The sequence below is a fragment of the Candidatus Chloroploca sp. Khr17 genome (genome assembly GCF_004138165.1).
Taxonomy (GTDB): Bacteria; Chloroflexota; Chloroflexia; order Chloroflexales; family Chloroflexaceae; genus Chloroploca.
On sequence record NZ_RYFF01000013.1, the window covers coordinates 54,680 to 69,033 of the forward strand.

The following is a 14,354-nucleotide window of genomic DNA, read 5'->3' on the forward strand; positions in this document are numbered from 1 at the left end:
TGTGCCTCCGTTATCTTCTGCGCCGTAGCATCCACACCCGCAGCCCAATCACCGAGCCAAAGATCAGCACGACTGGTATCAGCGCCAGACCAATCGCCTCGTAGCCTGTGGTCTCCCAGTGTGGGCGTTCACCCAGGGGTGGTGTTTGCTGGATGCCTGCCGGCAATGGCGTCGGGGTTGGGGTTGCTTCGATCACGCTTACCTCGACGACAGGTGTCGCCGTTGGCACCGGGGTAAAAAAGGGCAGGGGCGTTGTTGCCGGTGCGCCCAGGGGCCGACTGCTATACCAGACCCGGTAGCGTGCCCGTTCACTGTCAAAGAGATCATCCCGACTGCGCGTAAACCAGACCGCGTGCAATTCGTTGCCATTGAGCACGGCCAGTTTGGGATATTCGGGATAGAGGTCGTTGCGTACGATTTCGGTTGGTTGCCCCCAGCGCCCGTTGCTATAGGTCAGATGCCAGAGGCCGGGTGGGGTAAAGACATCCGCGACATCATCAAAGGGGCGAAAGGCGACCATCAACAGATGGACATTGCCGGCCCCGTCGGTTGCCATATGGTAAATATCAAGATCGGAAGGCCGCGCACGCAAATTGGGCAGTTCGACCGCTTGCGTCCACGTCTTGCCGCCATCAGGCGAGGATTGGGTATAGATGCGGTTGACGGCGACGCCGCGAAAGACGATCACCGGATTGCCATTGCCATCGAGCCCGAGTGTGGTCTGTTGCACGGCATCAAGCGGTACTTCGGGGCCGGTCGCTGGTTCGGGCGTGAGCGAACGCTCGGCGGGTTGGCGGGCAGCCTGCTCATACGCAGCCAGGGCGACGCCACTCGCTGGTAAGCGGAAATAGGTCGGATCGCTCCAGTTGCTCCCACCATCATCCGACCGCCGATAGACCCCGGCACGTGGCTGGCCTGCACCCGCGTACCAGTCGATGCCTTCATCCCAGACCACGTGGATGCGATCAAACCGGTCAATTTGGACATGGGGCCGATTCTCACCGTCATTGGGGGTACCCGACAGATTGACCGGCGTGCTCCAGGAGACCCCGCCATCGTGCGAGTTGCGGTAGAAGAGGTCGGCACAATTAGGACAGACCAGATTGGGTGGTTGACCGGGTTCGTCGCTGATCGCTTCTGACCAGAAGGCGTGCAGCACACCACGGCTATCGCTGGCTATTTCAACATAATAGGCTGCGCCAAAACCACTGATGCGCACTGGCTCGCTCCAGGCTGTCGCATTGCGTGCCTCGGCCAGGGGGGCGCTGGCGTGCATAATATTCGTATTGCTGCGATAGATCACGTGCAGACGCCCATCACGCGCCACCGTCAGCCGGTTACGCACGGTCAAACCGCCGGTCGCCGGCGCAAGGATCTCGCTGATTGGCGACCAGACGCCATCGCGCCGTTCGCGGTACATCAGCAGATCGAGGCTTCCACCCTCACGTTCAGTCAGGCCAATGCCGCTGTACCAGGTGACATGCACGGTTCCCGGTGGGCTCACCGCGATATCAGGGAACCACGACGAACCATAGCGCCGTGCATTGGGCTCATCCTCAGCTGGACGTGGCGGCGACAGCTCCAACGGCGTTGACCAGGCACTGCGCTGGGCTGCGACAGGGCTCACCATCACTGCAAGCAGGATGAGGACATAAAGAGTCGAAAAAAGTGCTTTCATCGTCGTGCGAGGGGTTCAGGCTGTGGTGCAGCGACCGGCTTGGCTTCTTGAGTCACGCGATCAATGCTGATCAGCAAGCCGAGAAAGATCCAGTTATAGGCAACATAGCTAAAGCCGGTAATGCCCTGGTTATAGGCAAAGGGCAACATCCAATCACCAAACAGCATTGAGACATGAGCTCCGATCCACCCAGTTACTGCAGTAAGAGCAGTAAGGCGCAAGAAGCCTTCGGGAGCTTGCTTGAACACACGCCACCCGTAGCGCACACTTGTCACCGTAAACCAGAGCCAGACCCCCATCCCGACAAAACCAAACTGCGCCAGGATATCCATATGATTATTGTGGGTCGAGCGGGCATCCCACGGAAAGTAGGTCATATTGTAGGGGGCATACCCGGCCGGCCCAGTGCCGAGAAACCAGTGATCCATGATCACCCCAAAGTTGCGTCCCCAGATGTCGAGGCGTTCCATCCCCCCTTCGTGAACTTCATTGGTTACCACTTGATCGAGGTAAGCCTGGCCAGGCCCAAGAGCGGCAAAGGTAAGCGCAATGGCGAGGGCAATGGTGAACATAAGCCTTGAACGCTTAAAGAGCACGATAGCCATCGCTACCACGGTTGGCAACCATCCGGAAAGCCAACTGGTATTCAGCACAACCACCAGATAGAGGTGCCACCCGATCAGGCCAATGATCAACACACGCCAGCGCCAGCGCAAGGTTGGCGTGAAAAGCAGCAGGGTAAAGAGGGGCACCGTCAACCAGAGCCCCCAACTCCCCCGGTCATTGAGGATATTTTGACGGATATGCAAGAACTGGGTCGCTGTCATCAGCACGCCAACGACAATGAAACAGCCCACATAGAACTTGATCTTCCACACCTGATCGACAAAACGCCCCACCAGAAAGGGCACGCACATCAGGCTGAGCATCGTCACGAGCGCCCCGACCTGGGTCACGAGGAAGTTTCCCCCCATCACCCGCATATTGAGGATCGGATCACGCCAGAGCATGCCCCAGGGCAACGAGATGATGCAGATTAGCATAAAGATCAGCAAGGGCCAGGTAAAGGGCGACGCTGGCACTTGCCATTCATGCCGGACGAGCATCGTCAGCCCCCAGACGGCAACCATGCCGAGGGTAAGCACAAGGCTGGCCGGCAGGGTGCTCTGGGTTCCCGTTGGCAATTCAATGAAACGAAGCAGCAGTGCAGTCAGGGGTAAGACCAAGACCAGGGTGTCAAAGTAGCGCACCGAGGCACCAAAGCTTACGGCCATAAACGGCAGGGCCACCAGTGCCAGCATCGGGAGGATGCGTCCCGAGCCGCCAAGCAGCCCTATGAGCACGGTGAGGCCAAGCAACCCGAGCAGCACCACCCCGATCTTTACCGTTCGGGGAAGCTGATGCAGCCGGTAGCTCAGGTAGCCAATGGTATCGCCACGTACAATGTGCATGGTTTACGCGATCTCTTCGGCGACAGGCCGCCGCCAGGTGTGGCGCTGCACTGCCATTAAGAGGAGCGCGCCATCGCGGGCGAAGGCGTGCCCCGTCGGGTGTTTTGCGGCGGTCGCCAGGAGGATGATGCCCCCAAGCGTCGCTTTGCCCAGAAAAATGGTCTGCAAGCCAACCCCGAGCGTTGTGCGGGCCAGGTCGCCATAGTGCTTGCCAAAAAAACGTAGTTTGCTCAGGTAGAGTTCCGCTTTCATCCGGGTGGCTGAGCGCTTGCTGCTCTGCCCGCCAAAATGGATCACTTCAGACGCGGGAAGGTAGCAGACCTTCCAGCCAGCCTGACGGGTGCGATAACACCAGTCAACCTCTTCTGTATACATAAAGTAGCGCTCGTCCATCAACCCGACCTGGCCGAGGATGCCACGCCGGATCATCAAGACCGCCCCATCAATCCAATCAGTGCTATAAGCGATCGTACCATCAATCGTCGGGTAGCGCCAGCGCAACCGGATTTTCTTGCCGACCAGTTCGGTCAACAGGTTGGGAAAGAGCGCCCACGAGCGCTGCAATGATCCGTCGGCATTGAGCAGACGCGACCCAACGATGCCAACCTCCGGGTGGGTGTCGAGGAAGTGAACAAGGCGCGTGATCGAAGCGGGTTGCGCAATGGTGTCGCTGTTGAGCAACAAAACATGGCGCCCGTCACTCGCCCGGATCGCCTGGTTGTTGGCGGTGGCAAAGCCGCGATTGTCGCGGTTGGCGATGATCTGTACCTCGGGGAACGCCTCTCGCACAGCGGCGACACTGCTGTCAACCGAGCCATTGTCAACCACCCAGGTTTCGGCTGTGATGCCCTCGGTTGCTTCTGGCAGCGCCGCAAGACAGTCGAGTAGCAGTTGGCGGGTATTCCAGTTAACAATGACAATCGTGACATCAGCCTGTGGTGACGACATAGCGGTACCTCCCCCTGGTTGCAATTGTCTGTAACAGATCTTCGAGGCGTTGCGCAAGAACCGGCCAATCATAGTGTGCGGCAACAACCTGTTGCCCGGCCTGGCTGAGTTTGGCCCGCAAGGCGGCATCTTCGAGCAGGCGCACTGTCGCTCGCGCAAAAGCGTCTGGGCTATCCGCGATGAGTAGGTGCTCGTCATGAACCAGGGCCAGCCCTTCGCTGCCTTTGCTGGTGCTTACGACCGGCGTGCCTACGGCGAGCGCTTCAAGGATCTTGAGCCGTGTCCCGCCTCCTTCGCGTAACGGCACAACCTCGACACTGCTCTGGGCAATCAGGGCACGGATATCTTCGACATAGCCGTTCAGCACCACGCCGTCGAGGTTGGGCAGCGCCGCTCGCTGCTCGGGAGTCGTGCGCCCAGTGATGCGCAGGAGCGTCTGCGGGCGTTCCTGGCGGATGCGTGGCAAGATCGCCTCGAGAAAATAGCGCATCGCATCAAGGTTGGCACTGTACGAGAGCGCCCCCGGGTAGATGAGGGTATCGGGATCTGGGTGGTAGGCATAGTCACGGCAGCCTGCAACATCGGCCCCATTGGGAATAACTACAATGTCCAATGGATGTTTGCCGGCAAGATCGCGTACGGTCTTGGCTTCACCCTCTGAGACGACGGTGACTGCCGCAAGCCCGCGTAGCAAACCCGCCACATAGCGGCGGTGTTTCATCGCGGTTAGCAAATAGCGTAGCCGCCGCTGCACATCCTGATAGCTGCGAAACTGTTCCAGCATATAGCCGAGTTCGAGTTCTTCGAGCACCACCGGCACACCGGGCAATTGCAGGGCATAGGGTGCGACATCAATCTCGAAGGCGAGCACGACGTCAGGCCGTATGCGGGCTGCCGTGTTCTCTACCGCACTGGCAAATGCCTGACTCCACGTTGCGCGCACCGAGGCTGGCTCGGTGACGATCAGACTCTGCACGCGATCAACCAGGGTCAGCGGGCGTCCGGGCCGCGGCATCGCCTGCAACGACGCGCAGATCTGACCAAGCTCGTCGGCGCACACCTCGGTCGTATCACCCTGGGTAAAGGCGAGCAGATGCACTTCGTGCGTACGGGCAAGGTGGCGCAGCAGGTGCATAATGCGCATCCGCGAACCATTATCGGCAGGTTCGGGCCACCAGGTTGAGAGGGCCAGTATACGCATGATTCAGCCTGTTCGCTCTTCTTCAATAGTTGGTGAATGAAGTTGTCTGGTCGCGCCGCCGACCACGAATACTGACCACGAATAAACGAAGATGGGCGGTGCGGTATTCGTTTCTTCGTGGCCCCAATTCGTGGTCAGCTGACGACACCAGAATACTTCATTCCCAGAGCATTCAATCACGGTGTGGCACCGCAAGGTCTGTGGCCGTACCTGGACGGCGCTGGCTGCTTGCGGCAACAAAACGCTGATAACTCGCCAATGTCTGTTCGGCGGTCTTTGCCCACGAGAAGGCTTGCACCCGCTGGTAGCCACGCTCGCGCAGCCGCTTGGCTTCGGCTGGGTCAGTGAGCACGGCCTCGATATGGCGGGCAAAGGCATGCTCATCTTCGGCATCGGCGATCAAGGCGGCGTCACCGGCGACTTCGGGGATCGACCCGCGATCCGAGGCGATCACCGGGGCGCCGCAGGTCATTGCTTCGAGCAGTGGAATGCCGAAGCCTTCGATCCACGAGGGGAAGAGAAACGCTGAGGCCCCACTAAACAGAGCGATCAGATCTTCACGCGAAGGGCGCAGCAAGAGCCGCGCAAACCCGGCCTCAACCGCTTCCTGTACGACCGGTAGCGGTTGTTGGCGCGCAAAAAAGACGATCTCGTATTGCTCACGCAGCGCGGCAGGCAGTAAACGCCACGCCCGTACCAGCACCGCCGGGTTCTTCAGCCCATCGGCCAGCAGATAGGGTCGCGTAATGCCGTGACGTGCTTGCACCTCGGCGAGCACGGCTTGATCGCTGATGTGCTGAAGATCGGGCGTTGGGGCGTGGTGGATGGCAACGACCTGCGCTGGCGCAAGCCTGGTATAGTGCAGAATCGCACGCCGCGCATGCTCCGAGACGGTCAGGATGCCGTGCGCACCCCGTACCGCCTGGCTGCTCATCAGGTGCAGGTAGGTCATCATTGCGATTGTCCGTGGGTTTTTGGCGTGACCGGCGATGATCTCGCGCAGGGGCATCACATTGATCGCATCGTGCAGCGTGATGACGCTTGCTACCCCCGCTGGCCCAAAGCCATAGTTCGTCGGGAAATGCGCCACGTCCAGGGCATCCTGGGCCATCGCCCGCCGCAGCTTGACGAGATCGTTGACGAGACTCGAGTGCGGCCCGCGATACGGCAGATAGCGCACCGTCGCATGGTCGGGCAGATGCTGCAACTCAAACGGAGCCTTGGTATCCGCATAGAGCACAAAATGATGCGTACGCCCTGCTTCGATCAGCGCAGGAACTAGGTGTTTGAGATAGGTATGCACGCCGCCCACAAGCCCATGCGAGAGATAGCGTACATCAAGGCCAATCCGCATAGCTAGTCTCCTCACAGGGCCTGTTCAAGGCGCCCAAACCTTCCCCGCCAGAAGTCCATCCATGCCAGGCCCATCCCGATCCGTCCGCGCCGCGTACGCCACTTTGGGCGCAGCCAGAGGCTGGCGTAGGTGCGCAGATCCTGCAGCACCAGGGCATGCAGCCAGGTGCCCAGTCTGGCCCCAATTGCCTGGAGAAAGAGCAGCCGATTGCGCGTCATATAGTAGGCCAGGTACTCTTGGTCAAAGCGGGCATCGAGCGGGATTTTGTGCCAGACCTGCGCCGCCGGTACGTGCAGAATGCCGTAGCCCGCCCGGGCCACCCGCACCGACCATTCCGTCTCTTCGTAGTACATAAAGAAACGTTCGTCCAATAGCCCGGCCTGCTCAAGCACCCCGCGCTTGACCAGCAACGCACAGCCAGTGACGAAGTCCACCGGGCGCAATCCGGGATACTGGCCTCTGTCGCGCTCTCCGGTGCCGTCCATCAGGCCGACGCCCCGCTGCCAGTCGATCCATCCGCCCGCCGACCAGATCAGGTCTGGGTCGGCGTGATAATAGATAGTCGGCCCCACCACCCCGGCCCGCGGACTTGCCTCAGCCGCCGCAACCAGGATGCTCAAAAAGTCAGGGGCGACCTCGGTATCGTTGTTGAGCAGCAGCGCATAGTCATAGCCATGAGCCAGGGCATAGCGCAGACCGACATTATTGCCTGCCGCAAAGCCCAGATTCGCCCCATTCTCAATCACGGTGACATCAGGAAACGCCGCCCGCACACGCTCGGGCGTGCCATCCTGCGACGCATTGTCGAGCACCACGATGGCATAGCGCTCACGGGGATAGGTCAGGTGCTGCAACGACGCCAGACACGCCAGCGTATCTTCGATGCCGTTATAGCAGAGCACAAGAAGCGCAACCTTGGGTTTCATCATGCAGCCTCCGGGAGCAACGTTGGCTGGTGTTGAGCAATGATGCGCGTGTAGGTTGCCAGCAGACAATCCAGTTCTTCATCAATGCTTGTAGGGGGGCGCACCCCCGCCACGAGGCGGGCGAGCAACCCTGGCTCATCACGGAGCCGTTTGATCTGGCGGGCCAGATCTTTCGCCTCGCCGGGGTGGAAGTGCAGTCCGTCGACCTCATCCTGGACAAGTTCGGCCATGCCGCCAAAGGCCGAGGCGAGCACAGGCCGACCGGCGCTCTGGGCTTCCAGGATGGTCAGCGGGCTATTTTCGTACCAGATCGAGGGCACAATAATGGCATCAACCCCCGCCAGTACCTCGGCGATCCGTCCATTCGCAAAACGCCCGGCAAGCGTGATCCGAGCATCTTTGCCCATCAGATTGCGCAGGCGCTGCGTATACGTTGGATGCTGGTCAAGATCGCCATACACGTGCAACTGAACCGTGCGCTCGCCCCGCGGCAGCAGGCGCAATGCCTCGATGATCAGATGGACGCCCTTATGCTGCGCAATCTGGCCGATATAGGCGAGGTGCAAAGGATTGTCCTGCGGTGGTGGCGGTATCTGACGCAAAGGTTCAAGCTTGACGCCAAGGCGCACCACCTGAAGCCGCGCGGGTTCAACCAGGTCACGAAACATGTCGGCGAGAAATTGTGAAGGCGCGATTACCAGGTCAGCCAGACCGAGGGCCTTGCGTAGATAGGCGCGTCGTGCGGCCTGCTCGTGTCGGCCCGCCTCACCATTCAAGGCAATCCAGGTACGCCCGGCGGCCCCCCCACTCAGTTGTTCCGTCAGGCGATAGCGCCGCTGATCCTGCTGCAAGCACCAGGCACACTCTGCCGGGTCGGCTGGTGGCGTCGTGCAGACCTTGCCATCGCTGCGCAGCAGGGTAATGCGCGGGCAGAGGAACCAGTAGTCATGGAGCGTTACAATGCTCGGTACACCACATTGATGGGCGGCCTCGATCACCCCCGCGCCAATCAAATAACCGCTGTGCAGGTGCAGTAGATCAGGCCGTGCGGTGCGCATATAGTCTGCGATCCACGTTGCCACCATCGGGTTCGCGTAGCTCCAGTTGCTTGGTGCATTGCGCAGCCCCAGATGCAAACGCCAGACCGGAACCTCTTCATAGGTATCCTGAATGGCCTCAACCCCGGCTGGCCTTTGTTCATCAAGTGTCTCGATACAGACAACCTCGGCCTGGTGGCCGTGGGCAAGCAGCCAGCGTGCCAGTCGCAACGTGTACAACTCGGCCCCGGCATTGTAGTGCGGTGGAAAGTGGTGAACCGCAAGCAAGACCTTCATACTGCCCCCTGCTGTGGTTCAGCCGCCGCACGTCGTGTTGCCAACAAGCCACGCACAAAGATCGCCTCTTCTCGCCCTACGACCCGCAACGCAAGGAGCAGCCCAGCATAGACAAGCGCGCCCAACGCAATTGTCACGACCACCGGCCACTCACGTCCAACATAAACGAGCAAGCCCATCACGCCCACCGCGGCAACGGTTCGCACGAGTTCACGCCACTGCATCTGGCCGAGCATATCGCGCAACAGCCAGAGATACTGGCTCACCAGGACAACCTCGGTGACAACGGTAATGATCGCCGCAGCGGCGACACCATAGAACGGGATCAAGGCCAGGTTCGCGACGATATTGAGGCTACTACTGATCATAATCGCTCGCGCCACCTTGACCTCGCGCCCGGCAATCACGACCACATACCCAAGAAACTCGGACAAAAACATCAGCGGTACTGCCCAGATGAGCACCGCCAGTAACGGAGCCGCCGGTGCATAGGCTGGCCCAAAGAGCAGCGCCACAATGGGGCCTGCCAACATATAGCCACCAACCGCAATCGGCAAGGCCACCAGCATTAAATAGCGCAACATCCGCTCGTAGATCTGCGGCAACGTCTCGGGGGCCGTCGTCGCCTGCCGCGAGAGTGACGGGTAGAGCGCGGTATTGAGCACATTCGAGAGCGTAACGAGGGCAAAGATCAGATTGTAGGCCGCATTGTAATGGCCGGTAGGCGTATCGCCGCTAAAGATATTGAGCAGCACGGTATCAAAACGGTACGAAATGCCGAGTGTCAGCCCAATGACCCCAAAGGGAAACGCCGCCCGCAGCAACGAAAGCCAGCGCTCGCGACTGATCCGCCCGAGCCTGATCCCAAGCGGCTTCAAGGCCCGGATAACCAGCATCGTCATTACGAAGACCCCGGCCATCGTTGCGAAAATCAGGCCATAGTAGCCAAAACCAAGCCAGAGGGCAACGCCCCCAAGCGTCACAAAAATCAACTGATTGACCACCTGCACACCAGCGGTCAGATCAAGCCGCTCGTAGCCGGCAAGGATCGCGCTGCTACTGCCATGCACGGCATAGATCAGCACCGTAACCGAATTGAGCGCAATCGCGCCAATCATCAGCCCGGGTCGTCCGGTCAGTACCGCAGCGATTACCACACAGATCCCCGCCACAATCGCCAGCACCAGGCGCAGCACAAGCACATCGGCATAGAGATCTCTGATGCGCTCGGCGCCATCGGGGGTATCGCGCAGACGCGCCACCTCGCGCACCGTATACGGGGCTAGCCCGAGATCAGCGATGAAGAGAAAGACCGTGCCAAAACCGATCACCGCAGCATATTGACCAAAATCGGTCGCCCCCAAATTGCGGATGATCAGCACCGTGAAGGCAAACGACAAAAGCTTGATCGCAACTTGTGCGATCAAGCCCACGGCGGAATTACGCAAAATAGTTCGCGAAAGTTGCTGCATCAGAATGACACTTTCCTTGGCAAGGCCTTGCTCCTGTACCCTGGGGATGACTACAGCATACGTGAGTGACTTAACTTCCCGCTAAATTCAGGCGCAACAGAAGTGACAGTTTTGTATAGTTGCGCCTCACTCACCCTCTGCGCCTCTGCGCCTCTGCGCCTCTGCGCCTCCGCGTTAAAAAGGGGGGGGGGTTAACGCAGAGATGCAGAGACGCGGAGACGCAGAGGGTGAGCTACATCCAATTGTTTGTGGGTAAGTTGATGGTACAGCGCTTCGAGCCGATCCATCGCTGCCTGGTGCGAGAAGAACGGCATCGCGTTGGTGCGCAGGTGCGGCAGCAGATCTGGCTCATCCAGCAAGCGTTGCAGATTCTGTGCCAGTTCGTCAGCATCATCCACCGTAAAAAGAAGACCGTTGCGGTTGTGCTCAACGAGCTCGGCAATGCCGCCAAGCTTTGTGCCCACAATTGGCACACCGACAGCCTGGGCCTCGAGAATGCTGTTGGGGCTATTCTCCACCCAGCGCGACGGTACCACGACCACATCAAGCTGTGCCAGCACTTCCCACACCTCACTGCCCTGATAGGCACCGTGCCAGGCAGCATCGGGGAGTTGTGCGAGCTCCTGGCTCAGTTGGCGCTCGTAGTCTGGTTCACCTGCCGCTGAGCCGTAGATCTCAAGACGGCGCGGTTGCGTCCCGCGCAGCTTCTTCCAGGCCGCAATCAGCAGATCAACGCCTTTGTGGGGCTTGACCTGGCCGAGATAGCCAATGCGCAAGGTGGCTTCATTGGTACGCAGAGGGCACTGCGTCAACTCGACCCCCTGCCGCCAGACGTGCATGCGTTTCCCATTCGTGCCGTGGCGCTGATAGAAATCAGCTAGGAATTGCGACGGGGCCAGCAAGACATCGGCTTTGGCGAGGGCTGCTTGCAGCCGTGCTGAGCGTGACGCCTGGGCTGGCAAGCCGAGCATGGGGCCAAGCAGATTGTCGGGTTGCACAAGTGACCACGCCATATCAGCATTATTGGGTGATAGCTGCGCCGGCAAGCGAAAACGACGATGCTGTTCCGCATGGCAGCGTGCGCAGCCAGCCTGACTTGGCCCGTCACACCGTTTGCCCAATGGGGTCAGCAAATTGATCCGGTGACAATGCCACCAGTAGTCGGTGAGATCAATCACCACATGTACCTGGCGAGCAACTGCTGCATCAACGGTGGAAGCCCCAAGCAGATACCCGCTGAAGAGATGCATCAACTGGGGATGCCATGCGTCAATCACCCGACCAACGGTGGCTCCAAGCTCGGGATGATCGTAACTCCAGCGAAACGGATCGGGGTTCGCGCCACCATTGAACGCAATGCGCCACACCTCGATCCCATCCTGCAAGCTGTGGGTGATACGGAGATCCGTGTGTTCGGCGTTATCGGTGTGAATACAGACGACGGCCACCTCATGACCGCGTTCAGCCATCGCTCGGGCTGTGCGCTCGGCTCGTCGTTCGGCACCTCCATTATGTTCGGGTGGATACCCATGCACTGCAATAAGAATACGCATCCATATGTCTTTCTTGTTTCATCGTTGATTTTGCCACATATGCAATTCGCGTTTCACATCACGTTCCCAGTGAATGCCCCGGTCGGCCACCTGGCGCTCGATAATTTCATAGCTGCCAAAGTGTTGCTCAATAACTTCTTCAGCTAAGATTGGATCAAATGGCTTGCACGAAAACACATCTAAAAATGCTTGGCCGAGGTGTGGGTAGGTGTGGATCGCGGCGTGTGACTCATAGAGGATCACCACCCCTGAACAGCCTGCATGATCGGGTGGGCCATCTTCACGCCCGGCGAGCGGCCCCGCTAGGATGCGCATCTCGAGCCGCCTGACCAGATCAACAAGAAACCCATTCACCGACGCTTCATTATCCAAGGCTTCCTGGTTGGCAATCGACCCGAGCCGCATCGTAAGGTGTACCCCGTAGACATCACGTGACATAGTCTTCCTCCTTGGTTGCAATGAGCTCTCTTCCGTCTGGTGCTGCGTCCTCAAAGAGCCGCCGCATCACCATCTCCAGGGTCAGCAGTGGTGCAATTTTGCCAATCGTCCAGAGTTGGTCGCCGGCAAGATGCTGCTGCCACAGCGAACGCACCGTTGCTTCGTCAAACAGGCCGCGCTCGAGGGTGCGCTGATCAAAGAGAATGCTCTCGGCCCAGTTCCGAAGATCAGTGCGGAGATACGCTTCGTAATCAGCATAGAGACGCGGTCGTTGGGGAAAGAGCCCCCCAACACGTCGGTTGAGCCAGGCCTTGCCTCGGCGCAAGAACCCGTCACCGTTGCGGAACAACTGGTTGCTATGGGGCAACCGGTCGTCTTTTTCGTAGGGCACTAGGGCGAGTTCCGGTTTGCGTCTGGTGAGTATAGCGCGCCGGAATTCGGGTCGCGTGCGGATCGTGTCGGGCAAGCAATACATAAAGTCAACAAAGCTGTAGTCGAAATAGGGACAACGTACCTCAAGCATTGAGCGTTGCGTGACGATCTGATTTTGCAGGCTCCGCCGAATAAGATTCTGGATGATAAAATAGTCGGTGCGATGCGCGGGGCGATAGTGGCGTGTCCGGACGAGTTCTTGTCGCAGCGACTCAAACGCTCGATCCCGCAGATGGGTGCGGCCTGCGCCACTGAGCAGGCTCGCCGCTTCGCCTTCGCTCATGCCAGGCCAGGTGACATCCTGGCAGAAGGCGCGAAACATGCGTTCATGCAAGGCCATCTCGTCGGGTGGATACCGGTAATAGCGGTCAGCCTGATGCTCTTCGAGCACGGCAAACCCGCCCATCGTCGTGCCCCCATCCCAGCCGCTCAGGTTCACATCCATATGCTGGCGTGCTGTGGCGAGCATGCTAATTCCGTGGGCGTGCATCCAGCTATGCATCCCTTCGGTCAGAGCCAGATGCAGGTCGTGATAGGTCAGCACCCACCGTCCATCTTCCAGGGGTACCCAATGATGTTCGGCCCCGGCGCGGCGGGCGAGCCGTGCGGCATAGACGACATCACGACTACCCGGCGCACCAAAGGTGAAGGTCACCGGCGGTGTGGGCTGATCGGCAAAGGCAAGAATGATGCGCCCATCCAACCCGCCACTCAAGAAGATGCCCGGGCGTAACGGTGGCGCGGTCATCGCCTCAATTGCCCGTTGAAAGCGGCGACTCGCCTCCTCAACCGCTTCGTCAAAGGTCAGGCCGGTGATCTCGCCAATCTGATCCCAGTCCCAATACTGCTCAAGGCTCAGTTGATTATGCTCCAGGTCATAGCGCAGCAGCGAGGCGGGCGGCAAAAGCTGCACATCTTCAAACCAGGTTTTGTTGCCGAGCAGTTGCTGAAACCGCAGATACTCGGCCAGCGCTGTCTCGTTGAGCCGCCGGGGGATTTCGGGCGCACTGATCACCCCTTTGAGCTCGGGCGCAAAGGCGAAGGCACCCCGGGCATGGGCATAGTAGTGCGGGTAGAGTCCGTAGCGATCGTTGATCAGCCAGAGGGTCTGTGTCCGGCCATCCCAGATGCTGCAGGCGAAAGCCCCCTCAAGCTTGGTCAGCCCACTGGCCCCGTCGCGCAGAAAGAGCGCCAGGGCAAACTCGGCGGCACTCGCTTGGCGGTCTAGCAATCCTTCACGTTCAAGCTGGTGACGACGCGCCTCCTGGAAGTAAAACTCACCGGCCAGACAGAGCGCCACCTTGCCATCAGCGCTCTGCACCGGTTGAGGCTGTTGATTGAGCAAGCCAAGATGGCGTCGCCCCACGGCTACCTTTGGGCTGATCACTCTCTGCTCAAGTTGCTGGGTGAAGACATGGCGCATCCGTGCCCCCATCGTCGCGATCACCTGGGCAACTGGCTGTTGGGTTGCTCGACCAAGATAACCAAAAACGCCACTCATGGTGCTCCTCTTTCCTATTTTCTCTTTCCTATTTTCTCTTTCCTGTTTCCTGTTTCCTCTTTCCTC

General features: G+C 59.4%; 11 protein-coding genes. All 11 read right to left on the bottom strand.

Annotated elements, in window-relative coordinates; translation table 11 throughout:
- Positions 1 to 10: 10 nt before the first annotated feature.
- The 11 genes from EKD05_RS10085 to EKD05_RS10135 all read right to left on the bottom strand — a co-directional run bounded on the left by EKD05_RS10085 (position 11) and on the right by EKD05_RS10135 (position 14,288).
- Complete coding sequence (locus EKD05_RS10085; RefSeq protein ID WP_129672309.1) at positions 11 to 1,678, bottom strand: sialidase family protein; 1,668 nt, start codon at positions 1,676 to 1,678, stop codon at positions 11 to 13.
- The gene (locus tag EKD05_RS10090) at positions 1,675 to 3,129 is read right to left on the bottom strand and encodes an O-antigen ligase (protein WP_129672310.1); all 1,455 of its coding nucleotides are present in this window, start codon (positions 3,127 to 3,129) and stop codon (positions 1,675 to 1,677) included. Before EKD05_RS10090 ends, EKD05_RS10085 begins: the two co-directional genes overlap by 4 nt.
- Before the next feature lie 3 nt (positions 3,130 to 3,132).
- Positions 3,133 to 4,077: a glycosyltransferase family 2 protein gene (locus EKD05_RS10095; protein WP_129672311.1), complete on the bottom strand. Its 945-nt coding sequence runs from the start codon at positions 4,075 to 4,077 to the stop codon at positions 3,133 to 3,135.
- Positions 4,058 to 5,278, bottom strand: coding sequence for a glycosyltransferase family 4 protein (locus EKD05_RS10100; protein ID WP_129672312.1), 1,221 nt, complete (start codon positions 5,276 to 5,278; stop codon positions 4,058 to 4,060). The genes EKD05_RS10095 and EKD05_RS10100 overlap by 20 nt, the downstream gene beginning before the upstream one ends.
- Positions 5,279 to 5,450: 172 nt before the next feature.
- Positions 5,451 to 6,632 (bottom strand): glycosyltransferase family 1 protein, encoded by a 1,182-nt coding sequence (locus EKD05_RS10105; protein WP_129672313.1) that lies wholly within the window; start codon positions 6,630 to 6,632, stop codon positions 5,451 to 5,453.
- A gap of 11 nt (positions 6,633 to 6,643) precedes the next feature.
- Positions 6,644 to 7,561 (bottom strand): glycosyltransferase family 2 protein, encoded by a 918-nt coding sequence (locus tag EKD05_RS10110; protein ID WP_240695720.1) that lies wholly within the window; start codon positions 7,559 to 7,561, stop codon positions 6,644 to 6,646.
- Positions 7,558 to 8,892, bottom strand: a complete 1,335-nt coding sequence (locus tag EKD05_RS10115) for a glycosyltransferase family 4 protein (protein ID WP_129672314.1) — start codon at positions 8,890 to 8,892, stop codon at positions 7,558 to 7,560. The genes EKD05_RS10110 and EKD05_RS10115 overlap by 4 nt, the downstream gene beginning before the upstream one ends.
- A complete protein-coding gene (locus tag EKD05_RS10120) occupies positions 8,889 to 10,364 on the bottom strand; it encodes a flippase (RefSeq protein WP_129672315.1) in 1,476 nt (491 codons plus the stop codon). Before EKD05_RS10120 ends, EKD05_RS10115 begins: the two co-directional genes overlap by 4 nt.
- 191 nt (positions 10,365 to 10,555) lie before the next feature.
- On the bottom strand, positions 10,556 to 11,917 hold the full coding sequence (locus EKD05_RS10125; RefSeq protein ID WP_129672316.1) for a glycosyltransferase: 1,362 nt from the start codon (positions 11,915 to 11,917) through the stop codon (positions 10,556 to 10,558).
- Between the two features lie 18 nt (positions 11,918 to 11,935).
- A complete protein-coding gene (locus EKD05_RS10130) occupies positions 11,936 to 12,355 on the bottom strand; it encodes an S-adenosylmethionine decarboxylase family protein (protein WP_205703912.1) in 420 nt (139 codons plus the stop codon).
- The gene (locus tag EKD05_RS10135; protein ID WP_129672317.1) at positions 12,345 to 14,288 is read right to left on the bottom strand and encodes an asparagine synthetase B; all 1,944 of its coding nucleotides are present in this window, start codon (positions 14,286 to 14,288) and stop codon (positions 12,345 to 12,347) included. Before EKD05_RS10135 ends, EKD05_RS10130 begins: the two co-directional genes overlap by 11 nt.
- Positions 14,289 to 14,354 lie beyond the last annotated feature (66 nt).